25 protein-coding genes are annotated in these 23,532 nt (G+C 69.8%); 10 read left to right on the forward strand and 15 right to left on the reverse strand.

Translation table 11 applies throughout. The features are described 5' to 3' along the window. Position 1: 1 nt before the first annotated feature. A complete protein-coding gene (locus ACZ601_RS13435; RefSeq protein WP_440573490.1) occupies positions 2-490 on the reverse strand; it encodes a GNAT family N-acetyltransferase in 489 nt (162 codons plus the stop codon). Between ACZ601_RS13435 and ACZ601_RS13440 the strand changes: the two genes are divergently transcribed. Then, a complete protein-coding gene (locus tag ACZ601_RS13440; protein WP_469536777.1) occupies positions 489-707 on the forward strand; it encodes a hypothetical protein in 219 nt (72 codons plus the stop codon). The two genes, ACZ601_RS13435 and ACZ601_RS13440, sit on opposite strands and share 2 nt — an antisense overlap. Positions 708-1,300: 593 nt before the next feature. On the opposite strand, the gene ACZ601_RS13445 is transcribed toward ACZ601_RS13440, so the two are convergent. The 3 genes from ACZ601_RS13445 to ACZ601_RS13455 all read right to left on the reverse strand — a co-directional run bounded on the left by ACZ601_RS13445 (position 1,301) and on the right by ACZ601_RS13455 (position 5,144). Continuing rightward, positions 1,301-1,519 (reverse strand): hypothetical protein, encoded by a 219-nt coding sequence (locus ACZ601_RS13445; RefSeq protein WP_469536779.1) that lies wholly within the window; start codon positions 1,517-1,519, stop codon positions 1,301-1,303. 166 nt (positions 1,520-1,685) lie between these two features. Continuing rightward, complete coding sequence (locus ACZ601_RS13450; protein WP_469536782.1) at positions 1,686-3,131, reverse strand: FG-GAP and VCBS repeat-containing protein; 1,446 nt, start codon at positions 3,129-3,131, stop codon at positions 1,686-1,688. 1,119 nt (positions 3,132-4,250) lie between these two features. Continuing rightward, positions 4,251-5,144 (reverse strand): NADP-dependent oxidoreductase, encoded by an 894-nt coding sequence (locus tag ACZ601_RS13455; RefSeq protein ID WP_469536785.1) that lies wholly within the window; start codon positions 5,142-5,144, stop codon positions 4,251-4,253. 69 nt (positions 5,145-5,213) lie between these two features. On the opposite strand from ACZ601_RS13455, the gene ACZ601_RS13460 reads away from it, so the two are divergent. Beyond that, a complete protein-coding gene (locus ACZ601_RS13460; RefSeq protein ID WP_469536786.1) occupies positions 5,214-5,789 on the forward strand; it encodes a TetR/AcrR family transcriptional regulator in 576 nt (191 codons plus the stop codon). 173 nt (positions 5,790-5,962) lie between these two features. Here the strand turns inward: ACZ601_RS13460 and ACZ601_RS13465 are convergent, their stop codons facing one another. Beyond that, a complete protein-coding gene (locus tag ACZ601_RS13465) occupies positions 5,963-6,265 on the reverse strand; it encodes a hypothetical protein (protein ID WP_469536789.1) in 303 nt (100 codons plus the stop codon). 39 nt (positions 6,266-6,304) lie between these two features. On the opposite strand from ACZ601_RS13465, the gene ACZ601_RS13470 reads away from it, so the two are divergent. After that, positions 6,305-6,436, forward strand: coding sequence for a hypothetical protein (locus ACZ601_RS13470; RefSeq protein ID WP_469536791.1), 132 nt, complete (start codon positions 6,305-6,307; stop codon positions 6,434-6,436). Between the two features lie 35 nt (positions 6,437-6,471). Here ACZ601_RS13470 and ACZ601_RS13475 read toward each other — a convergent pair whose 3' ends face one another. Next, positions 6,472-7,515: a saccharopine dehydrogenase family protein gene (locus ACZ601_RS13475; RefSeq protein WP_469536794.1), complete on the reverse strand. Its 1,044-nt coding sequence runs from the start codon at positions 7,513-7,515 to the stop codon at positions 6,472-6,474. 127 nt (positions 7,516-7,642) lie between these two features. On the opposite strand from ACZ601_RS13475, the gene ACZ601_RS13480 reads away from it, so the two are divergent. Further along, complete coding sequence (locus ACZ601_RS13480; protein ID WP_469536796.1) at positions 7,643-8,578, forward strand: helix-turn-helix domain-containing protein; 936 nt, start codon at positions 7,643-7,645, stop codon at positions 8,576-8,578. 463 nt (positions 8,579-9,041) lie between these two features. Here the strand turns inward: ACZ601_RS13480 and ACZ601_RS13485 are convergent, their stop codons facing one another. Then, positions 9,042-9,173: a hypothetical protein gene (locus ACZ601_RS13485; RefSeq protein ID WP_469536799.1), complete on the reverse strand. Its 132-nt coding sequence runs from the start codon at positions 9,171-9,173 to the stop codon at positions 9,042-9,044. Positions 9,174-9,261: 88 nt separating this feature from the next. Between ACZ601_RS13485 and ACZ601_RS13490 the strand changes: the two genes are divergently transcribed. Both ACZ601_RS13490 and ACZ601_RS13495 read left to right on the forward strand, forming a co-directional pair. Beyond that, entirely contained in the window at positions 9,262-9,612 is a 351-nt protein-coding gene (locus ACZ601_RS13490) for a hypothetical protein (protein ID WP_469536802.1), read from the forward strand. A 351-nt stretch (positions 9,613-9,963) separates the two neighbouring features. Further along, a complete protein-coding gene (locus tag ACZ601_RS13495; RefSeq protein ID WP_469537599.1) occupies positions 9,964-10,638 on the forward strand; it encodes a DUF6328 family protein in 675 nt (224 codons plus the stop codon). 58 nt (positions 10,639-10,696) lie between these two features. On the opposite strand, the gene ACZ601_RS13500 is transcribed toward ACZ601_RS13495, so the two are convergent. The 6 genes from ACZ601_RS13500 to ACZ601_RS13525 form a co-directional block, all read right to left on the reverse strand. Continuing rightward, positions 10,697-11,077 (reverse strand): hypothetical protein, encoded by a 381-nt coding sequence (locus ACZ601_RS13500; protein WP_469536805.1) that lies wholly within the window; start codon positions 11,075-11,077, stop codon positions 10,697-10,699. Positions 11,078-11,236: 159 nt separating this feature from the next. After that, the gene (locus tag ACZ601_RS13505; protein WP_469536808.1) at positions 11,237-12,418 is read right to left on the reverse strand and encodes an acyl-CoA dehydrogenase family protein; all 1,182 of its coding nucleotides are present in this window, start codon (positions 12,416-12,418) and stop codon (positions 11,237-11,239) included. A gap of 240 nt (positions 12,419-12,658) precedes the next feature. After that, complete coding sequence (locus tag ACZ601_RS13510) at positions 12,659-13,600, reverse strand: TauD/TfdA dioxygenase family protein (protein ID WP_469536810.1); 942 nt, start codon at positions 13,598-13,600, stop codon at positions 12,659-12,661. A 30-nt stretch (positions 13,601-13,630) separates the two neighbouring features. Further along, a complete protein-coding gene (locus ACZ601_RS13515; RefSeq protein WP_469536812.1) occupies positions 13,631-14,569 on the reverse strand; it encodes an ABC transporter ATP-binding protein in 939 nt (312 codons plus the stop codon). Then, positions 14,553-15,605: a taurine ABC transporter substrate-binding protein gene (locus tag ACZ601_RS13520; RefSeq protein WP_469536815.1), complete on the reverse strand. Its 1,053-nt coding sequence runs from the start codon at positions 15,603-15,605 to the stop codon at positions 14,553-14,555. The genes ACZ601_RS13515 and ACZ601_RS13520 overlap by 17 nt, the downstream gene beginning before the upstream one ends. Before the next feature lie 89 nt (positions 15,606-15,694). Continuing rightward, a complete protein-coding gene (locus tag ACZ601_RS13525; RefSeq protein ID WP_469536817.1) occupies positions 15,695-16,567 on the reverse strand; it encodes an ABC transporter permease in 873 nt (290 codons plus the stop codon). A 578-nt stretch (positions 16,568-17,145) separates the two neighbouring features. Here ACZ601_RS13525 and ACZ601_RS13530 point away from each other — a divergent pair. From ACZ601_RS13530 to ACZ601_RS13540, 3 genes are all read left to right on the forward strand, one after another. Continuing rightward, positions 17,146-17,526, forward strand: coding sequence for an FKBP-type peptidyl-prolyl cis-trans isomerase (locus ACZ601_RS13530; RefSeq protein WP_469536819.1), 381 nt, complete (start codon positions 17,146-17,148; stop codon positions 17,524-17,526). Positions 17,527-17,787: 261 nt separating this feature from the next. Continuing rightward, positions 17,788-18,981: an NAD(P)/FAD-dependent oxidoreductase gene (locus ACZ601_RS13535; RefSeq protein ID WP_469536822.1), complete on the forward strand. Its 1,194-nt coding sequence runs from the start codon at positions 17,788-17,790 to the stop codon at positions 18,979-18,981. Continuing rightward, positions 18,978-19,892: an RNA polymerase sigma-70 factor gene (locus ACZ601_RS13540; protein WP_469536824.1), complete on the forward strand. Its 915-nt coding sequence runs from the start codon at positions 18,978-18,980 to the stop codon at positions 19,890-19,892. The genes ACZ601_RS13535 and ACZ601_RS13540 overlap by 4 nt, the downstream gene beginning before the upstream one ends. Positions 19,893-20,023: 131 nt before the next feature. Here ACZ601_RS13540 and ACZ601_RS13545 read toward each other — a convergent pair whose 3' ends face one another. Then, positions 20,024-21,442: an MFS transporter gene (locus ACZ601_RS13545; protein ID WP_469536827.1), complete on the reverse strand. Its 1,419-nt coding sequence runs from the start codon at positions 21,440-21,442 to the stop codon at positions 20,024-20,026. After that, positions 21,442-22,008, reverse strand: coding sequence for a carboxymuconolactone decarboxylase family protein (locus ACZ601_RS13550; protein WP_469536830.1), 567 nt, complete (start codon positions 22,006-22,008; stop codon positions 21,442-21,444). Before ACZ601_RS13550 ends, ACZ601_RS13545 begins: the two co-directional genes overlap by 1 nt. Before the next feature lie 41 nt (positions 22,009-22,049). On the opposite strand from ACZ601_RS13550, the gene pdxR reads away from it, so the two are divergent. Beyond that, positions 22,050-23,513: a MocR-like pyridoxine biosynthesis transcription factor PdxR gene (gene pdxR, locus ACZ601_RS13555; protein ID WP_469536832.1), complete on the forward strand. Its 1,464-nt coding sequence runs from the start codon at positions 22,050-22,052 to the stop codon at positions 23,511-23,513. The last annotated feature ends 19 nt before the right edge of the window (positions 23,514-23,532 follow it).

Consider the following 23,532-nt stretch of genomic DNA (forward strand, 5'->3'; position numbering starts at 1 on the left):
GTCAGGCACTGCTCTCCAGCGCGTACAGCTCGTAGGGGACGGTTCCGTCATCGGTGTGCCGGTCGGATGTGCCGATGCGGGTGAACCCGGCTTTGGCCAGGACGCGGCCGGAGGCGGGGTTGTCGGGGTGGTGCATGGCCTCCAGCCGGTTGAGGCCGGCGGTGGTGAAGGCGACGGAAACAACGTGGTGGGCGGCGTGGGTGGCGTAGCCGTGGCCCCAGGTGTCCTCGCGGAGGATGTAGCTGATGGTGCCCACGGACGGGGTTCGTCGCCGTAGGGAGATCAGGCCGATCATCTCGTCTGCGGTGAGGATGCCCCAGCTCCACTGTGCACGGGGGGTTTCGGCGGCTCGGGCGAGGGCTGCGCGGATCTTCTCGTGGGCCTGTTCGAGCGTGAGGGGCTTGCCGGTGGTGTGCCGGATGGAGGCGCCGCTGTAGACGCGGGTGAGGGCGGTGGCGTCGTCGGGGCGCAGGGCGCGCAGGGTCACCATGCGGGTGGTCAGCTCCTTCGCGGTCGGCGGGTTCGGGGGCCAGGCACGCGGTGATGGCCTTCTCCAGCGATGGACTGGGCAGGTCCGGCGGCCGGTCATCGAAGCCGCGGTACGGGAGTACTACGAGGAGTGCGACAAGGCCTCCTACGAGAACGGTACGTGTACCTGCGACCTCATCGAGCAGTGCGGGCCGCCCTTCGAACGCGATGGCTACTGACCATTCCCGCGCCCAACCGGGCCCCGAACTGCAAGACTTGGTACAGGGCCCGGCAGGTGGATGGTGGTGCTGAGCGACTGCCGCGGCGAATTTCACCGCCGGATGCCGCAGCCTTCGGGGAGCTCGGCGAGGGACGGCGAGGAAGGCCGGAGACGATCCACAGCCGCATGATGTCGTGGGTGACCAGCTGACCGGAGCCCGTTCCGTCCTTGTTGAGGATGTCGACCTTCAGCAGCATCTGTTTCCCGGACTCCCCCAGCATCCAGAGTCCAGGAAGCACGGGCGCCGGCACGTACGGAGGTTGAGGCGCTGGTTCTTCCACCGGAAGCTCACGATGCCGTTGGCGAAGGCGGTGAGTGAGAGGGCATCGGTGTGGCCTAGGCGGAGCGGCCGTCCCAGATCCACACCATGTGGCCGTGGTCCAGTTCGCGGCCCATGATGTCGGGGACATGCTCGCGTGCTGGATCTCCACCACGCATCCGTCGGCCGCGATCACATCGGCGATGTGGTTTCCGCGCCGCTGTTCACGTTAGGTCGCCGGCACCTGGACTTCCAGTAGTCGTGCCACTGGGTCGAGGAGTAGGAAACGCCGTTCATACCGCTCCTGCCAGAGCCGTCAGGTCGGCATCGCTCATGCCGAGTTCCGCGACGCCGAAGCCCAGAGCAGCCAGCGCGTCCAGTCCGATCTCGGGGTTCTCCTTGATGCGCTCCTGCGCCCGTCGGAGAGCGCGGAGCTGTTTGTCCAGCTCCCGGTACTGGCCGTTGAGGAGCTTGCGGCGGCATTCGGTACCGCTGTGCGCGAAGCGGCGCATCAGATCGTTGTCCAGCGCCCCAAAGACGGGGCCGAGGACAACCTTGAAGAACCCCAGCGCAGCCTCGCGGATAACTGAAGGGGACGTACCGACGTACGCACAGGGGCAGAACCTGAGCGTACGTGGGTACGACCAGAGCCCAAGGGGTCTGTCAGAGCCCGAGCGATCAGTTGGCGAAGTTGTCGCCGAAGTAGGAGATGCCGGCAGGCCCGCCGACCGATCCCGGACCGAAGGACGTCGATCCGGTCGCAGTGATGCCGCTGGCACCCGTCTTGAACAGCCAGACCGAACCAACGCCGTTGTTCTCCGCGGCGGCACCGGCCACCAGTTCCGCACGGCCGTCGTTGTTGCTGTCCGTGGCCCATACGGAGGCGCCGAACTCGTCACGGGCCTCGGCGGCTCCGGGGACTCCTGCTGTGTCCTGGGAGAAGCTCTTCGAGCCAATCCCGGTCAGTCCCTTGGCCGAGCCGCGCAGCACGGTGACCGTGCCGGCCGACTGCTTTGATCCGAGGGCCTCACCCGGGGCGCCCACTACGATATCGGCGTACCCGTCGCCGTTGGTGTCCCCCGCGGACACGCTCCACCCGAAGTGGTCGTTCTTCTCGGCGGTGCCCGGCACCGAGGCGGTGTCCTGGGTGATCCGGACAGGGGTCCGGGTGGACAGTCCGGAGGCGCTTCCGTACGTCACGGTGACCGCACCGCCCGGACCGCCGTTCGGTTCCCCGGCTGACTTCTCCATGAAGTTGCCGGTGATGATGTCCTCGTAACCGTCCTTGTCGACGTCGGCGATGGCCGCCGCGTAGCCGCCCGCGAGTTTGCTCGACGCCTTGAGGCCGGTGGAGCTGCCCTTGTAGAGGACGCTGCGGGTGGCGTACCCGTTGCCGCTCTCCTGCTGGCCCATGACGAGGAGGTCGGCCGCGCCGTCCCGGTTGACGTTGCCGGCGACGAGCTTGTCCGGGTAGATGCCGGTGGCGGCGGTGGTGTCGATGCCGACGAGTGCGGCGGCCTTGCCGGTACGGGAGATGGGGCCCTTGAAGATGTTCAGGCTCGGGGTGGAGTTGCTACCGGCGGCGAGGTCGGTGTGTCCGTCGCCGTCGAAGTCGCCGGTCGCCAGGGCCCAGCCGAGTTCGTTCCGGTACTTGGGCAGCGGGGACGCGATGTCGGTGGCGGTCTTGAGGCCGGTCGCCCCGCCCCAGATGACGGTGAGGACACCGGACGAGTCGGTGGAGCCGATCCGCTCGGAGTGCACACCGACCACGAGGTCGGTGTACCCGTCGCCGTCGAGGTCGCCTGTGGTGAGCCGGTCACCGAAGTAGTCACTGGCCTCCGGAGTGCCGGGGATGCCCGCCGTGGCCTGGCTGATGACTGTGTGCTTGGACTTGTCGAGGCCGCTCTTGGTGCCGTAGACGACCGTGACGTAACCGGCCCCTTCCTTGCCCGAGATCTTGCCGATGGGCGCGGCTATGACGAGGTCGCGGTAGCCGTCACCGTTGAAGTCGCCCTGCAGCCTGGAAGGCGCGGCGGAGGCGCCGGCCGCCCCGGCGACGAGCAGCGCGCCGGTGAACGCGGCCGCGGCAGTGGTAGCGGTGGCGATACGGAGGCTCTGGTGCATGTGGGTCTTCTTCTCCTGCGGCAGGCCGGATGTCCGGTGGTACGGCACTCGGAATTCGTTCGATCGGTCGGCGCGGGTGCGCGAGTGGGCAGGCGTTCAGGCGCGTACGCGCGCGCACCCACGTCGTTCGGTGCAGGTATGGACTGTTGGAGGGGCCTCAGGGTTGTACGGGGCAGGTGTTGCGTCACGCGCAGTGGGGTCTTCGCGGTGGTGTCGCGCCGATTGCGTGCTGGTGAACCCGGCGCCGCACCAGATTGGTCTCGTGGCACAGGGACCGAGAGGGTGTACGGCAGCGAGCGTGATGACCCGCCACCGGGGGCGCCGCCCGGACGCGACTACCGCGAGCTGACCGGTGGGCCGCCGGACGGGCAGCTGATCGAGGTGACCGGCTGGGCGGAAGAGGACATGACCACCGGCGCGTATCTGATCACCCCTCACAGCAGATACGGACTGGGTGGGCGGGCCTCATACTGGCCTAGCTTCAGCCGTCCTGACGGCTTGTGGGGAGGGTGGGAGGGCGACGTGTCGTGGCTGCCTCGTCGTCTACGTGGACCAGGTGCTGGCCCGAACCCGGTTGGCCTGGATTCGACATCGATCGGGTTCGGTTGCCTGAACCGGTCGTAGAGAATCACGGTCTCCTGGGTGTGCCGCACGGCGGTGTGGTGTCCGTCGAGCTTCCGCTCAAACCACCGGCCCGGCCCCTTTTGCGGTGTCGGGGCCGCCTGCGCGATCTGCGCCTCCGGCCGGTTGATCAACACGCCCTCCCCGAAGGAGCGGGTGCAGCCGCCGGAGTGCAGCATCGCGGGACGTCCGGCCCGCTGCGGCCGGATCTGCCACGACATCTCAACCCCGGTGCGGGTGTGTCATCAGGGTCGCGGACGGTTCCAGCACCCGGGCCCGGTAGACGGCGGGCCTGCTCCTTCGTGTAGCCGGGACTGTCCGGTTTTCCGGAGTGGAACCCGGAGTGCAGCTGCTTCTCGCCCTCCCAGCCGGGCAGCGGTTCGGCGGACCACGGAAGGGTCCGGGCGCGTACTCCTCGCACGCAGCCCCGAACCCGCGAGGTCCCGCATCCGTGCCCGTCCCCTCCCGGTTCCGGTCACGGCCGGCGCGTGGGCCTGGTCAGACGACTATGACCCGACGCCCGCGGGTGTGGCCGGCCTGGCTGTCGATGTGGGCCGCCGCGGCCTCGGCGAGCGTGTACACCTTCTCGACCGGGATGTGGAGCTTCCCTCGCGCGATGAGACGGGCGGCCTCGGCGAGCGCCTCCGGCACGCTCCCGGCCACGCCGGAGAACCGGACCCCGGACTCCGGCGCGCCGAGATCGGCGATGGAGACGACCCTCTGCGGATCCCCTGTCAGATCGACGAGCTCGCGGATCACTCCCGAACCGGCGAGATCGAGAGCGGCGTCGACCCGGCCGAGCTGCCGCACCCGCTCGGCCCAGCCCTCGCCGTACGTGGTGGCGAGGGCGCCAAGGCCGCGCAGATATTCCTGGTTCGAAGCACTGCCCGTGCCGATCACCGCGATGCCACGGTCGCGGGCGATCTGCAGCACCGCCGACCCGACTCCCCCGGACGCCCCGCTGACCAGCAGCGTCTGCCCCGGCAGCACACCGACCTCGCGGATGACGCGCAGCGCGGTCTCCACCACGGAGGGGTACCCGGCCGCCTCTTCGAACGGCAGTCCCTCGGGCATCCGGGACCAGGCCGACAGGACGGCGAACTCGGCGTACGTACTGGAGCCCTCGCCGAACACGTGGTCGCCGATCTCGATCCCGTCGACGCCCTCACCGACCTCGTCCACGACCCCGGCGGCGTCCAGCCCGACTCCGGCGGGCAATTCGGTCGGGTGGGCGCCCAGAACTTGCCCTTCCCGGATCCGCCAGTCGACGGGGTTCACGCCCGCCGCTCTCACGGCGACGCGTATCCGGCCGGGGCCGGCGTGGGGCTCCTCGGCATCGATGAGGCGCAGGACGTCCGGACCGCCGAACTCGGCGAAGTTCACTTTCTTCATGCCGAGAACTTAACACTAACGGTTAGCTTTTTGAAACAGTTAGGATTTACCACCTGCTAGCGTCAATGCATGACCGTTGAGTCCGGACGCCGTGAGCGCAAGAAGGCCGCGACCCGCCAGAAGATCGCCGACACCGCCCTCCGGCTCTTCACGGAACGCGGGTACGGCGCGGTGGGCATCCGTGACGTGGCGGCCGAAGCCGATGTAGCCGTCACCACCCTCTTCTCCCACTTCGCCTCCAAAGAGGCCCTGGTGTTCGAGCAGGACACGGACTTCGAGCAGCGCCTCACCCAGGCGGTCACCGGACGGGCGCCGCACGAGCCGCTCCTCCCCCCACTGCGCCGCGAGATCCACGCCCTCGTGCGCCACTGCACCGCAGACGGCAACGCCACGGTCTGGCACATGATCGCCGGGTCCCCCGCTCTGCGGGAGTACGAGGAGTCGATGAGGCTGCGCCATGCGGAGACGCTGGCGGCGGTTATGGCCGCCGATCCTGACCTGGCACGGACCACAACGGCCTGCCGGACAATCGCGAGGTTCGTGATCGACGCGTACGCACTGGCCCGCGAGGCGCCCGACCCGCAGGCCGCGGTGGACGAGATCTTCGAGATGATCGAGGCGGCGTGGCGCGTCACCTCCCCCTAGGGCGTGTCCGTCACTCCCGAGGGGCGGCGGCCCCGCACAGTTGCTCTGCCACGACACGCCACGCCGACGGGCGCGTGGCTCCACCCGGTACAGCTTCTGATCCCGCGTACCGCGACGCCGCGCCGAAGGCCGAGTCCCGGTCCGTCGCGAACTCCTCCTCGGTGAAGACCGGTCTACGGATATGGGGGGATGCCCGCGCCGTCGAAGGTCTCTCCACGGCGGGTAAGGAACTCCTCGTCCGGAAGCCAGACCGCCGTGGCGGTGTGCGGTGTGTGGTGTGTGGTCCAGGGTGTCGGAGAAGGTGCCTGCGTGTTCGCCCCCATGCGGACGGTCCCGCCTGGCCGGCCGATGAGGACCTGGGCGTACGTCTCACCTGCGCTGAACATCGTCGCGGACGTCAGCAGGGCGACCGGACCGCCGTAGCGGGGGACGCCCCCGAGCGGGCTGGCGGGGAGCACGGCTTCTACGTCCTGCACGGCGGCTCGGACACCTGGGGTATACCCGGAGGGTCGCAGATGGCCGCTCTCCGACTCCAGCGGGACCTGGTGGCAGGCACGTTCCGTTTCGAGTACGTTCCGCTGCCCCTGCCGTTGAAGGTGAGGGAATCGAACGGGGACGCCGGCGTCCATGCCGTCACGGCCCGCTGAGGGTGCGCGCCCGAGGGCAGGGCGGATGGCTCGGGTCAGGTGTTCTGGTTCTGCGGGTGCAGGTCGAGTGTGATGTGCGGGTCGAGCGCGTGCAGGAAGTCGGGGGCGTCGAAGATCTCGCCGGCGGAGGCGACGCCGACGGTCTTGGTGCGGCCGGTCAGGACGCGTTCGAGGGCCTCGGTGACGAGGGGTGCGGTGACGGCGTAGATGTCCTGGCCGCCGGCCGTGGCCCGGCGTTCGGCTCCGCCGGAGCGGACGACGGCGTCGACGAGGAAGGTCTGGTTCGAGCGCCCGCTCTCGTCGGTGGCGGTCGGGGCCGGCGTGTGGGGGGCGGCGACGTCTCGGGCCGCCTCGACGGTCATGTAGGTGGTCACGTCGGGAATGGAGAGGTGCTGGGGGACGGTGACGACGTCCGCCATCGTGAACTCCCCGATGACCTGCCGCGGTCCCATCGGTTCCGGGAAGGCCCATTCAAGGGTGGGCGCGGCGCCGGTGCGGTGCTCCCACTGTCCGCCGCTGTAGCGCAGGCGGTGGTCGCCGCGCCGCTCGCGGGAGACCGCCCCCGAGAGCCGGGTACCGGCGGTGGGGTTCCAGTTGCTGAGCGCGTAGGCGATGTGTGCCTCGTTGGCATCGGTCCAGTCGCCCATCGCGGCGGTGGTCAGTAGGTCGCCGAGGCCGCCGAAGAAGGCCATGGCCGGGACGATCACAGCTCCCGCGTCCAGGGCCCGCTCGTGGTAGTGGGCGAAGGTGTCGAGGTTGGCCTCAAGCTCGGCGGCCACGTCCAGATAGGGGACTTTCGCGCGGAGCGCGGCCTCGATCACGGGGCCGACGGTCGAGGCGAAAGGACCGGCGCAGTTGATGACCGCCGCCGTTCCCACCAGAGCCCGGTCCAGCGAGGCCGGGTCGTCGACCGACGCCACCCGGGCCTCCAGCCCGCGTTCTCGGGCCAGCTCCTCCAAGGTCTGCGCATTGCGCCCGGACAGCACCGGGACGAACCCACGGGCGGCGAGTTCCGCGACGACGAACCGCCCGGTGTGGCCGTATGCGCCGAACACCGTCACCAGTTGACCTGATCCCATGAGATCGCTCCCTGCACTCGAACGCCCGCTGCGAGGTCCATCCGCTGCGGCCTGACACCCCCATCCTGTCCGTCCGGAAGCGCCTCGCACGATCGTCGGAAACGACATGGTGCGTACAGTTTCAGACATGCCCGTTGTTGCACTGGCCGTCACCGACGGCATGCTCCACTACGAACTGTCCGTGGCCGTTGAGATTTTCGGAGCCGACCTGACCCACATCGTGGACCCCTGGTACGACTTCTCCCTCTGCGGGAGCGGTCCGGTGCACGTCGGCCGCTTCCATTTGGAACCCGACCACGGGCTCGACCATCTAGCGCACGCGGACACAGTGATCGTCCCCAGCTGGGCTGACACCGACCGCGACCCGCCTGCCGAGCTGATCGAGGCGGTGCGTGCGGCCGGCGCGGCCGGCGCCCGCGTAGCCTCGCTGTGCACGGGCGCCTTCGTCCTGGGCGCGGCAGGACTGCTCGACGGCAGGCGCGCCACCACACACTGGGCCCACGCGCGGGAACTGGCCCGGCGCCACCCGGCGGCCACCGTCGATCCGGACGTCCTCTACGTCGACGACGGCGACATCCTCACCTCCGCGGGCAAGGCCGCCGCCATGGACCTGTGCCTGCACCTGGTCCGCCTCGACCACGGCTCGGCCAACGCGAACAAGATCGCCCGACGCCTGGTCATCCCGCCCCACCGAGACGGCGGCCAGGCCCAGTTCATCGCCACCCCTCTCCCCGCCCCGGGCAACCACCCCCTGGGCGAGCTCTTGCCCTGGGCGCTGGAGCGGCTGAACCAGCCACTGACCGTGGAGGATCTGGCCCGCCAGGCCCGGATGAGCTCACGCCACCTAGGCCGCCACTTCAAGCACCTCACCGGCACCACGCCACTGCGGTGGCTCCACACCCAGCGCATTCGTCGAGCCCAAGAACTGCTGGAGACCACCGATGCCACGGTGGACACCATCGCTGCGGCCACCGGCATGGGTACCGCCACGACCTTGCGCCGCCACTTCCACCGCAGTGTCGGCGTCCCACCCGACACCTACCGCCGCACCTTCCGTCCCTGACTGAAAGAGTAATTCCAAGACCCTCGCGGCCAATCGAACAGTGCCAAAGCACGGTGCCGTCCGACGTGGTGAACAAACGCTGCTCAAGCTCGGTTCTGGCGCAGGTCTTGGGGTGTCGTCGCAGAGCGTCACCTTGATGTTCGATCGTGAAGGGCTGGGGAGGGGTCCAGCCTGCTGGACCGCGCCCCAGGCAGCTCGCTGTTCCCGCTCATCACAGTCCAGAACGGTGAACAACTCCGGCTCACTGCAAGAGGAATCCGCTACAACCTGAAGCTCCCACCGTAGGAAGCTTCAACCGACCGGCAACCAACCGACCTGCACCATCAACAAAATCATCAGCACCAAATCTGGCTTCGTGTCACCGATCGAATCCCTGACCACACCACGCCGAACAGCAGAAACCCGATAGCTACCGCGCTGACACCACAATGCCGAACCACCACCGACGAAAACCCGCAGATCATCAGTCCGCCGAGTAGAGCGCGTCCGCGTACGCGTGTACAGCCCAGCGCCGGGCAGCACCGGCGATGATCTGCTCCACCGTCCGCGTGCCCTTGCCTTTCCAGGCACTGTCGGCGGTTGCGCTTCGTCCCACTCGCAGTGGTCCGGCAGCGGGCTACTCAGGACAACCTAGGTACTCGCGCCCAAGCGGAGTGCGATACCTACTGCCTAACATCCCGAACATGAGTTCCGATGAGCAGATAGCCGGATCGAGTGAACAGGTGGCGGCGCAGCAGGAGTCGACGGGGACGACGGCGCTTGTACTGGGCGCTGCCGCCGTATCAATGGTGGCCTGTCCCTTTCTGCCCCCTCTGGTCCCGATATGGGTCCGCTTTCTGCCCGTGTATTTCGTCGTGCCCGTGGGGATCTCTGCGGTGGTCTCAGGCATCATCACTCTGCGCAGGTTGAGGGGCAGAGAGGGAGCCGATCGCTTCCGGGCGCGGGCGGGTGTCGTGCTCGGCGCCGCAGCCGTTCTGATTCCGCTGGCTGTGATCGTATGGGGGATCTGGGAGCTGAATCAGGCATACAAGTAGACGGCGGCGCGGGGCCAGTTGCGTGCTCAGCGCTTGAGGTCGCCGACGCGGTAGAGGAATTCGGCACCGCGCCATCGCGGCCCCCGAAGCCCGGCTTCCCGAGCCCCGCCCAGCCACCACCAACACCACTCACAGCTCTGGCACGGCGTCGTCTCAGCGACTCGTCGCCCTCGTCGACCAGGCGTGTCTCTTGGGGGCCCGGGAGGAGCGGTGGGGTACGGGCCACGGATGTCCTTGTGTGCCCCCAGCCTGCGCACCTTGGAGGCTCGTTCGGGTTCCGTCGCTGATGAGGGCGTGGCCGACTCCACTGGGGGCACATGTGTGCCAATGAGAGGAGGCGACATGAAGTCAATGGACTCCGCGCCCTCGGACAGCGAGAACGGCAGAGCGAGGGCGCCTGGCACGATCGTCTCCGACCCGGGGCGTGAGAAGGTCAGAGGCCCGGAGGAGCCGTCGCGGGAGGACCCCAGAGAGCGGGTCAACCGGCGGTGGAACGAGATCCTTCAGGAGACACGGGTCGCGCAGACCGGTATCCAGATCCTCTTCGGCTTCCTCCTCAGCGTCGCCTTCACCCAGCGATTCGAACGCCTGGGAGATTTCGATCACCGCGTCTACGTGGTTACCGTCGTACTCGGAGCCGCCGCCATCGGAGCGCTCATAGCGCCCGTCGCGCTGCACCGGTTCCTCTCGGGGTCCCAGATGAAGGACGAAGTGGTCGTCATCGCGGGCCGGTTCATGGTGTGCGGCATGGTGTTGCTCGCGCTCACCATCGGGTGCACACTTCTGCTCCTGCTGCACACCGTCCTCACCGATACGCTGGCGGAGTTGCTCGTCGGAGCCGTCATGGTGTGGTTCGGCGCAGCGTGGTTCTTGCTGCCGCTCGTCCTCAAGCTCCGCTCAGCCCGCCGCGCCGACGACGGGGAGGGGGACAGGGACAGGGACAGGGGCGCCAAGCAGGCCGGCGACAGCGGTGAGGGCCGGACTCGCTCGGCCCATCCGACTTCGCGCTCTCAGGCGCCTTCCTGACTCTGCCATCGTTTGGGATTCGCGGGTCAGCGGAAGTCTGTCGGGCAGTCGGCGTCGGTCACGCCTGGCAGCGTGCGGATGATCCGGTCTCTCGTCGCTGGGATTTCCTGCCCCTGGAAGGGGAAGCCGCGGTAGCGATCTGATCAGCGTTCGACGGGATCACCATGAGCACACGGTCACCCTGGCCATAGGCCTCTTCCGGGTCTCGCTCGGTGGGGTCGGCCAGGTCGGAGGTGGCTGTGTCGAGTCCCGTCCTGGGCTTCAGCCATTGGTCCACCGACATGGTCACCCGCACATGCGACTTGCCTGCGGAGCGGACATCTTTCAGCGTTCCCTCGACGATGGTTTTCGAGCACGCCAGGAGCTCGGGGAAGGTCTGTCCGCGGGTCGTCCCGTCGGCAGAGGGAGCGGAGGAGCCGCCGCTCGTTGCCATCGCCACCCCACGGCGCCCTCTGCCCAGGTGCTCCGGGCAGAGGGCGCAGCCACAGCGATCCGGCTCGCCCACCCCTGCCCGACGACGGCGTCGACCCTGGTGATCCCGGCACCTGGTGATCCCGAGTCCCAGCCTCCGGGCCCTGGGTGCCCCTCCCCCGGCGGCTCAGACGAACGCGCCGAGTCCGGTGACCGCGCGCCCGGTGATGAGTGTGTTGATCTCCCTGGTCCCCTCGTACGAGTAGAGCGCCTCGGCGTCGGCGACGAAGCGACCGATGCTGTAGTCGAGCACGATCCCGTTGCCGGCCAGGAGCTCGCGCCCCCAGCCGACGACCTCGCGCATACGCGTCGTGCAGTGGGCCTTCGCCATTGCCGAGTGCTCGTCGCGGAAGGTGCCCGCGTCCTCCAACTGGGCGAGCCGCACGACCATCCCGAGGCAGGAGGTGGCGTCGCTCAACATGCGTACCAGCAGGTCCTGGACCAGCTGGAAGCGGGCGACCGGCCCGCCGAACTGCTCGCGCTCACGCGTGTAGTCCAGGGCGATGCGGTATGCCGCCAGCATGACGCCCACGGCTTCCCAGGCCACACCGCTCCGGGTGTGCCGCAGGACGTCTGCGGTGTCCCGGAAGCCGTGGGCCTCCTGGAGCCTGTTCTCCTCAGGGACTCGGCAGTCCTTCAGGACGATGTCGGCGTTCTCCACGGTTCGCAAGGCGATCTTGTTCTCGATGATGCTCGCCGAGAACCCGGGCGTCGAGCTGTCGACCACGAAGCCGAGTACGCCACCCTCGCCTCCGTCCTCCCTGGCCCAGACGACCACGAGATCGGCGAAGGTGGCATTGCCGATCCACCGCTTCTCACCGTTGAGCACCCAGGTGTCGCCGTCACGCCTCGCTGTGGTCCGCAGACCCGCCGCGACATCGGACCCGCCCTGCGGTTCGGTCAGCGCGAACGCCCCGATCTTCTCCATCCGCCCCATCGCGGGCAGCCAGCGGCTGCGCTGCTCGGCGGAACCGCAGCGGGCGATACTGCCCATGGCCAGTCCGGCGTGTACGCCGTAGAACGTGGCCATCGAGGCGTCGACGCGGGCCATCTCCATCGCGATGAAGCCGCTGAGCAGGCTGCTCGCCGTGCTGGTGCCGCACTCCTCGAAGGCCAGGCCGGCGATGCCCAACTCCCCGTAACGCGGGATCAAGTGGTGTGGGAAGGACGCCTTGCCCCACCAGGTGTCCGCATGCGGGGCCACCTCCTCGCGGAGGAACTCCCGGACGCGGTGGAGTGTCTTGCGCTCCCCGTCGTCCAGCAGCTCCTCGAATCGGTAGAGGTCCTCTTCCAGCATGCCGTCAGCCATCTGTCCGCCCTCACGCCGCGTAATCGGTCGAGCTCTTCCGCTGCCCGACCGCCTACCCGGTGATCCACCAGGAATACCCGCCGGTGGTCACGGCACCGGCCAGGCACCGCACCCGACAGGAGACACCATCAGGCTCGGTCCGGGGTGACGCCGCGCCGGACGCGCCCCTGGGGGCCGTCCCGGAGCCGTTCCCGGACGGCTTCCGGACAGCGGCTCCGGGGCGCGGCTGACGGACGGCTCTCAGTACGGGCGGTCGCCGGCGATGGCGACGCGTTCGGCCACCCGGCGGTGCGGGGCGTAGTCGTTGACCGCGTAGTGCTGGGTGGCCCGGTTGTCCCAGAACGCCACATCACCCGCGCGCCAGCTGAACCTGACCTGGAACTCCGGGGCATGGGCCTGCTGGAACAGCAGCCGCAGCAGGCGGTCGCTCTCCTCCCTGGAGAAGCCCACGATCCGGGTGGTGAACGAGGCGTTGACGAAGAGGGTCCGGCGTCCCGTACCGGGGTGGCGCCGCACCACCGGGTGCTCCACCGGCGGGAACTCCTCCTGGTGCGGCGCCAGCCGGTCCGCCGGGTAGAAGCGGGAGAACCCGGGAATGAAGTCGTGCACGGCCCGCGCTCCCTCGATGCGCTCCTTCACCTCCGGCGGCAGGTTGTCGTAGGCGGCGGCCATGTCCGCCCACAGGGTGTCGCCGCCGACAGGAGGCACCTCCCGCAGTTGGAGGACCGCCCCGAGGGCCGGGCGCTCGCGGAAGGTCACATCGGCGTGCCAGACGTTCTCGAACGTCGGTACGGCCGTCCGGTCCAGGCGGACGACCTCGGGGTCGTCGCCGGTGGCGAGCAGCGGGTTGGTCTCCAGCTCCCCCCAGTGTCCGGCGAAGTCACGCTGCTGCCGGGAGGTGAGGTGCTGGTCGCGGAAGAACAGCACCTTCCACTCAAGCAGCGCCCTGTCGAGCTCCGCGCCCAGAGCCGGGCCGACGGGCCGCGACAGGTCGAGGCCGTGGATCTCCGCGCCGATGACCCGCCCCGACGGGACCACCGTGAACAGTTCGTAGGGCCGGTCTGTCCATCCTTCGGGCACCCGCCGCAGAGTGCGCGGGCCTTCGTAGAGTCCGTCGGCGGGGACGCGGTGGTCGCGCAGGGCGGGCGGGGTGCCGGTCGGGGTCTCGGTGGCGGCGGTCATGTCTTCTCCTCCGGTTCGGCGGGGGTGCGGTCAGCGGGCGGCGTTACGTACGGCTGTTCCGATCTCGGCGCGCAGCGCGGCGTACTCGGGCAGGCCGCGCAGGTCGTCGGGGGCGACGCCGGTTCTGGGCAGGCCGATGGGGATGTCGAGGGCGACGGTTCCCGGCCTGTCGGAGAGGACGACGGTGCGGGTGCCGAGGAAGACCGCTTCGTCGACGCTGTGCGTGACGAAGACCGAGGTGGTTCCGGTCTGCGCGCTGACCGTCCGCAGATCTTCCTGAAGCCGCTCGCGGGTGAGCGCGTCGAGCGCAGCGAACGGCTCGTCGAGCAGCAGGAGTCGCTTGCCGCCCGCCAGTGCGCGGGCGATGGCGACGCGCTGTTGCTGGCCTCCGGAGATCTGCCAGGTGCGGCGGTCGGCGGTGTCGGCCAGCCCGACCCGCTCCAGCAGTTCGGCGATGCGGCCGGCACGTTCGGCCCGCGGAACGCGGGCGTACTTCAACGCTTGAGCGATGTTGTCGCCAACTGTGCGCCAGGGGAAGAGTCGAGGCTGTTGGAACACGATTCCCGCCTGTCGGCCGGGTTCGGGGGTCTCGCCGTTGACGGTGACCTTCCCCTGGGAGGCCCGCTCGAAGCCCGCGATCAGCCGCAGCAGGGTGCTCTTGCCACATCCGGAGGGACCGACGAGAACGAGGAACTCACCGGCCGGGATCTCCAGTGTGACCGGTCCGAGCGCGGTCACCGCCTCCGCACCGCGACCGTATGTATGTCGTACGTCGTGCACGGAGACAGCCGTCGGCGCCGCTTCTGCGCCCTCCGCAGCGGCCCGTTCGGCACGCGTGGTGCCGGTCGGGTCCTCCTTCTCCGCAGCAGGGGCCGCTGCCCCATCGACATGGGCGATGTCCTCGTCGGCGGCGCGGCTGTCCTTGTCGGCGGCGCGGCTGTCCTTGTCTACATCAGGGAGCGACGGCATCGGTGAGCCCTTCCACGTAGACGGACTTGCGCAGCGTGTCGAGGTCGGGTGCCGCGTCGATCTGCTTCTGGTCGACCAGGAACTGCGCGGCGCTCCGCAGGTTGTCCGCCAGCCCGCCGACCTTGCCCGGGGTGCCGAGCCACTTGGCGTCCGCCTGGTCGGCCGGCTTGAGGAAGGTGCCCTGTTTGATCTGTGCGGCCGCTTCGCCGGGGCTGATACCGAGCTGCTTGCCCACGGCGGTGGAGGCCGCGGTGGGATCGTCGTGAATGAGGTCGAGCGCCTGGGCCTGCGCCTTCCGCCAGGCGGCCAGCGCATCCGGGTGCGCCTTGATGAAGGCGGTGGAGGCGACCCCGAGGTCGAGGGTGGGATTTCCGGACGCGGCGAGCTCGCGGCTGGAGATGAGCACCTTGCCGGTCTTCTTCAGCTCGTCGAGGGTCGGCAGCCAGACGTACGAGGCGTCGATGTCACCGCGAGTCCAGGCGGCCAGGATGTCCTGCGGCTCAAGGTCGAGGAGCTGGACCTTCGAGGCGTTCACGCCTGCCTTGTCGAGAGCGGCCAGCAGGCTGTAGTGGGAGGTGGAGCTGAACGGGGTCGCTACCTTGTGCCCTTCCAGGTCCTTGACCGAGGAGATCTTGGAGCCGTTGCGGGCGACCAGGGCTTCGTTCTCCCCGGCCACATCCAGTACCCAGGTGACCTGGTAGGGGATGTTCAGCGGCTTAGAGAGCCCTCGGGCGACCGGGCTGGACCCGATGGCGGCGAGGTCCACGGCCCCTGCGACGAAGGCGGTGTTGATGCTGGCGCCGGAGTCGAATTTGGTCCACTTGATCGTGTAGTCCGGCAGCGCCTTCTCCAGCCACCCCTTCTCCTTGACGATCAAGTCACCGCTGGGGAAGGCCTGGTAGGCGATCCGTATGGTCTTGCCGCCGCCCTTTCCCTCCTCCCCGGAACCGCCCTGGCCGCACGCGGTCACCACCAGCAGGGCTCCCAGTGCCGCCGCGAGCGAAGAGGTGCGGAGCCAACCGCGTGTTCTGGGCATATGCGTGTCCTTCTGACGAGTACGAGCGGGAAGAGAAGGGGTACGAAAGGAGGGAAGCGGTACGCGGAAGAGTGGTGCTCGGCCCCCGGTCATGCGTGCCGCCGCCACGGGGCGAGCCGGTTCTCCAGCCCCCGCAGCACGGCGTCGATGAGCAGGCCGGAGATACCGATGGCGAAGAGGCCGAGGACGACCGTGTCGGACTGGTTGTAGCGCTGGGCGTCGCGGATCATTCCGCCGATCCCCGGCAGTCCGTTCACCGTCTCGGCGGCCACCACCGAGGAGTACGCGATGCCGAAGGCGAGCCGGACGCCGATGAGGATCTCGGGCAGTGCGGAAGGCAGGACGACCGAGGCGACGACCTGTCCGCGCCGGGCCCCGATCGCGCGGGCGGCCTCCACCAGTGCGGTCGGCGCGGACGCCACGGCCGAGGCGGTGGCCACCGCGACCGGCGGCATCGCCGCGATGGCCAGCAGCCAGAGCTTGGGCGCCTCGTCGATGCCGAACCAGATGATCAGCAGGCTGAAGTAGGCGAGCGGTGGCAGCGTGCGCAGGAACGCCACCGCGGGCTCAAGCACGGCCCGTACCCACGGCAGCGTGCCCATGAGGAGCCCGATGACGAGACCTGCGGCAACCCCCGCACCGGCGCCGATGAGGATTCGGCGCAGGCTGATGCCGAGGTGCTCGATCAGGGTGTGTCCCTGATAGCCGCGCACCCCGTCGTGGGTCCCCGAGGTCTCCAGCAGCGCCCGCCACACGGCACCGGGCGACGGCACCAGTACCGGTGACCACACCTGGAGCGAGACCACCAGCTGCCACAGAGCGAGAAGAGCGACGAGCGCCACCGACCGGAGCCCCACACGGCGCCACCGAGCGGCGCGTTCAGGCCGGCGGTCGACCCGAGGCTGCTCGCTGGACGGGCCCGACTCGGCGGACCGCTCCTGTACAAATGTGGGCATGGACATGAAAAGCTCTCCGGTGGCGTGGAGTGGCGCCGGGCCTGGGGACAGATCGGCGGGGCGAGTTGCGCGTACACAGCTGGGTGGGAACGCGCCGAACGCGCGAGGCCCGCGGCCTATCGGGAGGGGAGATCCGTACGGCCCGTGAGCTTCACGGGGACGTCACTCAGGCATCACTGTGGACGCCGCGGCAGGCTTCAACAGGAAGCGCTGGAAACGCGGCAGAGATCGATGTGGAGACACTCCACCAGAAGACGATCGCCTGTCACGGCAGTTTTTCTAGCACAGCGGCCGGAGCGACACCAGCAGGCCGCCGAGGACTGAGACGCCACAGGAAGGCATCAGTTGACATATACGGACTTTGTCGTTTCGTCGGAATCCTCGCCGGTGGACGGTGGCGGCATGGGCACGATGGTGAGAGCCACGGTGAGGACGTGGTCGCCCGTCACAAAGGCAAGCGCCCCTGCCCGCCGCGTTCGGCACGGTCGGTAACGGTCGGCACGGTCGAGGTGGTGACGGCATAGAGTGACTGCGCGCCGGCCGGTCCGCAAGAGAGCCACCGGCGGTGAGCGAATGAGGCCGCGATGAGTGAACCGACGAAGCCCGGGATCGACCGTCCGGAGGGTGATGCTCCCAACGAGCTGACAATCCGCGACCTCATCGTCGGGGACGGGCTTGAGGCGAAGCCGGGCAGGGTGGTCCAGGTTCACTACGTCGGGGTCACCTTCGCGTCCGGAAAGGAATTCGATTCCTCCTGGAGCCGGGACAAGGCGTTCAAGTTCGCCGTGGGCGGTGGCAAGGTGATCAAGGGCTGGGACCGCGGGGTCAGGGGGATGAAGGTCGGCGGCCGGCGCGAGATCATCGTTCCTCCGCGCCTCGGGTACGGCAACCAGTCACCCTCTGTGCTGATCCCGGCGGGCTCGACCCTCGTCTTCGTGGTGGACCTGCTCTCCGTCGCGGTCTGACGCCCCCGACCTCACGTCCGGTCGCCCGGCATGCCGGGAATGCTGCTCGGGACAGGCCGGTCTCAGTCACCTCGGCCTCCGCGATCAGGGCCCGTTGGACGCTTCCGACGCCTCATGTCAGGGCTACCGGCCGCCGCTCGGCGCACGGCTCGGTCACGTGACGCAGGTCACGTCTGCCTCATGTCACGAACGGGCGGGCAGCTTGCGTCTGGTGGTCGTTCGCAAGGCCCGGACGACCGAGACGAAAGAGGCGGCAACGCGATGAACGCAACAGAGGCAAAGAAGCACGAGGTCCTGGTCCTAGGTGCCGGATACGCCGGTCTCGCCGCCGCGATCCAACTCGCGGCCCGCACCAGGAAGCGTGGAGACGTGCGCGTGACGCTGGTCAACCCCTTCGAGAACTTCACCGAACGGCTCCGCCTGCACATGACCGCCACGGGTCAGGAGACGGCCGGGATGAGCATCCGGGAGCTGTTGGAGGGGACCGGCGCCGAATTCGTCCGAGGCTGGGTCACCGCCGTGGACGCCGAGGCGAAAACCGTCCGGATCGACGACGACCGGGTTCTGGGCTACGACACCCTTGTCTACGGTCTGGGCAGCGTCGCGGACACCGTCGCCGTCCCCGGAGTCGATGCCCACGCGCACACCCTGAACAGCCCACAGGACGCCGCCCTCCTCGCGGACCGGCTGGCCCGGCTCGGCGGCGGGACGGTGGTGGTCGCCGGCAGCGGCCTCACCGGAGTCGAGGCCGCGGCAGAGATCGCCGAACGGTACCCGGAGCTCCAGGTGACACTGCTGGGCCGCGGGGAACCCGGGGCGGGCCTGCACCCGAGGGCCAAGGCCCATCTGGATGGAGCACTCGCCCGGCTCGGAGTACGGGTACTCGGCGGTGTCGAGGTCACCAAGGTGCTGCCGGACAGCGTCGAGCTGGCGGACGGCTCCAGCGTCCCGGCGGCCGCCGTGCTGTGGACCAGCGGGACCCGCGTCTCGCCACTGGCCGCCGCCGCGGGCCTGAGCGTCGACGGGCGAGGCCGGCTGATCACCGACAGGGCGCTGCGGTCCGTCTCCCACCCCGATGTCCACGCCGTGGGCGACGCGGCGGCGATCCGGCAGGGCTACGGCGTGATGCACGGGACCTGCCAGGGCGGCATGCCCACCGGTGTCCACGCGGCCCTCACGATCCTCCGGACGCTGGCCGGCAAGGAGCCCAAGCCCTTTCGCTTCGGCTACTACCACACACCGGTCAGTCTGGGCCGCGAAGACGGCGTCGTGCAGTTCACCCGCCCCGACGACAGCCCGCGCCGCATCGTGCTGACCGGGAAGCGGGCCGCACGGTATAAGGAGACGGTCACCGCCTCGCCGTGGCCGACCTTCGCCCGCATGAAGAAGATTCCCGCCTCCGGCGCGTTCTGGCCGCGCGGAGGCCGCTACACCCGTATCCGGAGTGCCGAATGACTCAGCCGCCCCGTACCGACCGCGATCAGCTGGCCTTCCAGCAGTACCGCACCCTGCTCTTCTCCGTCGCCTACCGCATCCTCGGTACCGCCGTCGATGCGGAGGACGTCGTCCAGGACGCCTGGCTCAAGTGGTCGGCGGCCGATCGGTCCCAGGTCGCCGACCCCAAGGCCTACCTGACCCGGATCGTCTCCAACCTGTCGATGGAGCTGCTCCGTTCGACCCGTCGCCACCGTGAGACGTATGTCGGGCCCTGGCTCCCCGAACCGATCCTCACCGGCCCCGCCACGGCCGGCGACGTCGCCGCGGACTCGGTCTCCATGGCCCTGCTCGTCGTCCTGGAGACACTCAGTCCGCTGGAGCGTGCGGTCTTCGTGCTGAAGGAGGTGTTCGCCTTCAGCTACGCGGAGATCGCGGAGGCGGTGGAACGCGCCGAGCCGGCCGTCCGGCAGGCGGCGCACCGTGCACGCGAGCACGTACGGGCCCGGCGTCCTCGGTTCACCACCGACCGTGCCGCCCAACGCGACGTGGCTGAGCGGTTCTTCGCGGCGGCGACCGGTGGTGACATCAATGCCCTCATGGAGTTGCTGTCTCCGGACGTCACCCTGTGGACCGATGGCGGCGGCAAGGTCCGTCAGGCACTCAAGCCGGTCGTGGGCCTGAAGAGCGTGGCGGGCTGGTTCGCCGCACTCGGCACGGCCAGCTACCAGGGGGTCGAACCCCACGAGATGCGGGCCGAGTTCACCTCGATCAACGGCGGACCGGGTGTGGTCTTCCATGCCCCGGACCGGGTGCTTGCGACGCTGTCGTTCGACTTCGACCCGGAAGGCCGTATCTCGGCCATCCATAACGTGGCCAACCCCGACAAGCTCCGCGCCGTCACCGAGGGGACCCCGCGTGAACTCGCCTGAGCTGCCTGGCGGATGACATGCCCTGCCCTGCCCTGCCGTGAGCCTGTGCCGTCCAGCCGTACGCGGGTGGGTGAGGACCTGCGGTGGCCAGGTACCCACGGCGGGCGCCCGGCCGTCGCTGCCCCGCCAGGTCATCGGGTGGCCCTGCGGGGGAAGCCCAGGGCGACCAGGGCCGTCAGCACGATGCCCGCCGTCGCCACGAAGAGCGCGGTGCGCGTGCCGTCCACCGTGGCCGCCGCCGAGGTGTGTTCGCCGAGACCCGCTATGCCGACCAGAACCGCCAGGCCCACCGCGCCGCCGATCTGCTGAGCCGTGGACGCCATACCGGAGGCGATGCCCTGCTCGTGGCCCGCGATGCCCGCGGCGGCGGCGCCGAACATCAGGGTGTAGGCCGTCCCCTGACCGAGGCCGAGTGCCAGGAAGCCGGGGACCAGCGCGGCGTACGAGCCGTCGGCGGCCATGGCGAGGGCCACCGTCGCGGTGCCCGCCGCGCCGAGCGCCAGGCTGCCGGCCATCGCGGCCCGGGTGCCGAGCCATGTGGTGGTCCGGCCGGCGAGCAGGGAGCCCGCGGTGATCGCCAGCATCGGGACGAGGTAGGCGAGGCCGGTGCGCAGGGCGCCGTAGCCCAGCACGTTCTGGAAATAGCCGGTGAGGAAGTACGCGAGGCTGCCGATCGTCGCCATGAAGAGGAACGTCACCGCCATGCCGGTGCGCAGGGCTCGGCCGCGGAGCAGCCGCAGGGGCATCAGGGGATCGCGGGTGCGGGCCTCGATGAGGAGGAAGGCGGCCAGCAGGGTCGCGCCCGCCGTCGCGGAGAGTGCGACCGTCGCGGACAGCCAGCTCGACTCCGGACCCTGGACCAGGGCGACGACCAGGCCTGTGACGCCGAGCGTGGAGGTCAGGGCGCCGGGCAGGTCGATGCGGCGGCCGGCCCGCCGGGCGGTGTCCGGGGCGATGAGGCGGAAGGCGGCCACCACCCCGATCAGGGCCAGCGGGACATTGACGTACAGCACCGAGCGCCAGCCGAGCAGTTGGGTCAGTACGCCGCCGAGCAGCGCGCCCACGATGAGTCCGCTGCCGCCTGCCGCGCCCCACACCGAGTAGGCGCGGTTGCGCTCTCGGCCCTCGGGGAAGAGCGTGCCGACGAGGGTGAGTGTCGCGGGGAAGAGGAACGCGCCGCCGATGCCCTGCACGGCGCGGGCCGCGATCAGCAGAGCGGGTCCGGTGGCGAGTCCGCCCGCCAGCGACGAGACGCCGTACAGGCTCAGTCCGAGCACGAAGGTGCGGCGTGGGCCGAACAGGTCGCAGGCGCGGCCGCCGAGGAGCAGGAAGCCGCCGAAGGCGACGGCGTAGGCGCTGATCACCCACTGGAGGTGCTGCGCGGAGAAGCCCAGGCCGCTGCCGATCCGGGGCAGCGCCACGTAGACGATGTTGTAGTCGACGGAGATGATCAGTTGGGCGAAGGCGAGGAGGGCGAGTGTCGCGGCGCTCGCCCTCCCGCTCCTGGCGGGGGCCGGGTGTGGGCGGGCCGCCGTCTCCTGGGCCGCCATCAGTGGGCCGTCCGCTCGTCCTCGCCCGCGACCTTCGCGGTGCTCAGGGCGATGCGGTTCCAGGTGTTGATGGTGAATATCAGGGCGAGGACGCGGGCCAGATCCGGTTCGTCGAAGTGGCGGGCGGCCTGTGCGTAGACGTCGTCGGGAACGCCGCCGTCGGAGACCAGGGTGACCGCCTCGGTCAGGGCGAGGGCGGCCTGCTCCTTCTCGGTGAAGAAGCGGCGGGCCTCGCGCCACACGCCGATCATGTGCAGCCTGGCCTCGTCCTCGCCGGCCTTGCGGGCGTCGGAGGTGTGCATGTGGAGGCAGTAGGCGCAGCCGTTGAGGAGCGAGGCGCGGATCTGGATCAGCTCGACGAGGGCCGGGTCGAGGCCCTCGCGGGCGGCGGCATCGAAGCCGATGAGGGCCTTGAACGCCTTGGGCGCGGCCTTGGCGAAGTTGATGCGCGGGGCGTGGTCGTGAGCTGTGGCGGGCGTGTGGGGTGCGGTCTGGGTGGTGTTCGGTGCGGTCCGGGTGGTGTGCGGTGCGGTCCGGGTGGTGTGCGCGTTGTCTGTCATGATCATGAATCTACGGTCGTGAAAGACCTCGGGTAAGGTTCATTCTCGTGCCGGAATCATGGGTCAATTTGGCGGAGCGCATCGGCAGTGACCTGTATCTGGAGCTGTCGGGTACCGGCAGTCGCCGTGCCGTTCTCATCCGCGCGCTGCGGGACGCCGTGCGCGAGGGACTGCTCGCGCCGGGCACCCGGCTGCCGCCCTACCGCTCACTCGCCGCCGACCTGGGCCTGGCCCGCAACACGGTCGCCGACGCCTACGCGGAACTGGTCGCCGAGGGCTGGCTGACCGCGCGCCAGGGCTCCGGGACGCGGGTGGCGGAAGGTGCCGCGCCGCCCACGCGCGCCCGGAGGCCGAAGCCCGCCCCCGTACGGCCCGCTGCCCACCGGCACGACCTGCGCCAGGGCGTTCCGGAGGCCGCCTCCTTCCCTCGTACGGCCTGGCTCGCGGCCGCCCGGCGGGCGCTGGGCGCCGCGCCGGACGAGGTCTTCGGACCCGGCGATCCACGCGGCCGCATCGAGCTTCGCCGCGCGCTCACCGACTATCTGACGCGCGTCCGTGGGGTTCGTGTCGATCCCGAGCGGATCGTGGTGTGCTCCGGCTTCGCGCACGCGCTGCGGCTGCTGTTCGACGGTTCGCGCGGTGCGGGCGGCGGGACGCTGCGCGGCCCCTTCGCCGTGGAGTCGTACGGGCTCCGCTTCCACAGCGACATCCTGGAGGGCTCGGGCGTTCGGACGGTGCCGCTGGACCTGGACGAACAGGGCGCCCTTGTCGAGCAGTTGGCCGAGGAGCCACGGGTACGCGGCGTCCTGCTCACACCCGCGCACCAGTTCCCGACCGGCGGCCCGCTGCACCCGGCCCGGCGCGCCGCGGTCATCGACTGGGCCCGCACGCAAGACGGTCTGGTCCTTGAGGACGACTACGACGGGGAGTTCCGCTACGACCGCGTGCCCGTCGGCGCCGTGCAGGGCCTGGACCCCGAACGGGTCGTCTACCTCGGCTCGGTCAGCAAGAGCCTGTCCCCCGCGATGCGCATCGGCTGGATGGTGCTGCCCGTTCGCCTCGTCGAGAGCGTGCTCGCCGCCAAGGGCGCCCGGGAGGCGTCGGCGAGCGTCCTCGACCAGCTCACGCTCGCCGACTTCATCGCCTCCGGGCAGTACGACCGTCACGTCCGCCGGATGCGGCAGCGCTACCGGCACCGCCGCGACCGGCTCGTCACCGCCCTCGCCGAACAGGCCCCGCACATCACGGCCACCGGTGTCGCGGCGGGACTGCACGCCGTCCTCCGGCTGCCGCCCGGCACGGAGGCGTCCGCGGTCAAGGCCGCGTCCTGGCAGGGGATCGCGCTGGACGGCCTCGCCGGGTTCCGGCACCCACGGGCCTCGATGCCGGCCAGGGACGGTCTGGTCATCGGGTACTCGACGCCCGCGGAGCACGCCTACGGGGCAGCGGTAGAGGCACTGCTCCGGGCCCTGCCACCCAGCACGGCCGAGTCCCCGGCCCCGCGGCCGTGAGGCCGCCCAGGCCTCCTCG

It is taken from the genome of Streptomyces sp. NPDC104307 (assembly GCF_055584045.1).

Coding starts and splice junctions, on each gene's coding strand:
- ACZ601_RS13505 (WP_469536808.1), bottom strand. CDS start 12,418: ATGGCTGACGGCATGCTGGAAGAGGACCTCTACCGATTCGAGGAGCTG.
- ACZ601_RS13520 (WP_469536815.1), bottom strand. CDS start 15,605: ATGCCCAGAACACGCGGTTGGCTCCGCACCTCTTCGCTCGCGGCGGCA.
- ACZ601_RS13440 (WP_469536777.1), top strand. CDS start 489: ATGCGGGTGGTCAGCTCCTTCGCGGTCGGCGGGTTCGGGGGCCAGGCA.
- ACZ601_RS13535 (WP_469536822.1), top strand. CDS start 17,788: ATGAACGCAACAGAGGCAAAGAAGCACGAGGTCCTGGTCCTAGGTGCC.
- ACZ601_RS13480 (WP_469536796.1), top strand. CDS start 7,643: ATGCCCGTTGTTGCACTGGCCGTCACCGACGGCATGCTCCACTACGAA.
- ACZ601_RS13550 (WP_469536830.1), bottom strand. CDS start 22,008: ATGATCATGACAGACAACGCGCACACCACCCGGACCGCACCGCACACC.
- ACZ601_RS13460 (WP_469536786.1), top strand. CDS start 5,214: ATGACCGTTGAGTCCGGACGCCGTGAGCGCAAGAAGGCCGCGACCCGC.
- ACZ601_RS13445 (WP_469536779.1), bottom strand. CDS start 1,519: ATGCGCCGCTTCGCGCACAGCGGTACCGAATGCCGCCGCAAGCTCCTC.
- ACZ601_RS13495 (WP_469537599.1), top strand. CDS start 9,964: ATGGACTCCGCGCCCTCGGACAGCGAGAACGGCAGAGCGAGGGCGCCT.
- ACZ601_RS13475 (WP_469536794.1), bottom strand. CDS start 7,515: ATGGGATCAGGTCAACTGGTGACGGTGTTCGGCGCATACGGCCACACC.
- ACZ601_RS13540 (WP_469536824.1), top strand. CDS start 18,978: ATGACTCAGCCGCCCCGTACCGACCGCGATCAGCTGGCCTTCCAGCAG.
- ACZ601_RS13530 (WP_469536819.1), top strand. CDS start 17,146: ATGAGTGAACCGACGAAGCCCGGGATCGACCGTCCGGAGGGTGATGCT.
- ACZ601_RS13510 (WP_469536810.1), bottom strand. CDS start 13,600: ATGACCGCCGCCACCGAGACCCCGACCGGCACCCCGCCCGCCCTGCGC.
- ACZ601_RS13515 (WP_469536812.1), bottom strand. CDS start 14,569: ATGCCGTCGCTCCCTGATGTAGACAAGGACAGCCGCGCCGCCGACAAG.
- ACZ601_RS13435 (WP_440573490.1), bottom strand. CDS start 490: ATGGTGACCCTGCGCGCCCTGCGCCCCGACGACGCCACCGCCCTCACC.
- ACZ601_RS13545 (WP_469536827.1), bottom strand. CDS start 21,442: ATGGCGGCCCAGGAGACGGCGGCCCGCCCACACCCGGCCCCCGCCAGG.
- ACZ601_RS13455 (WP_469536785.1), bottom strand. CDS start 5,144: ATGAAGAAAGTGAACTTCGCCGAGTTCGGCGGTCCGGACGTCCTGCGC.
- ACZ601_RS13450 (WP_469536782.1), bottom strand. CDS start 3,131: ATGCACCAGAGCCTCCGTATCGCCACCGCTACCACTGCCGCGGCCGCG.
- ACZ601_RS13470 (WP_469536791.1), top strand. CDS start 6,305: ATGGCCGCTCTCCGACTCCAGCGGGACCTGGTGGCAGGCACGTTCCGT.
- ACZ601_RS13490 (WP_469536802.1), top strand. CDS start 9,262: ATGAGTTCCGATGAGCAGATAGCCGGATCGAGTGAACAGGTGGCGGCG.
- ACZ601_RS13525 (WP_469536817.1), bottom strand. CDS start 16,567: ATGTCCATGCCCACATTTGTACAGGAGCGGTCCGCCGAGTCGGGCCCG.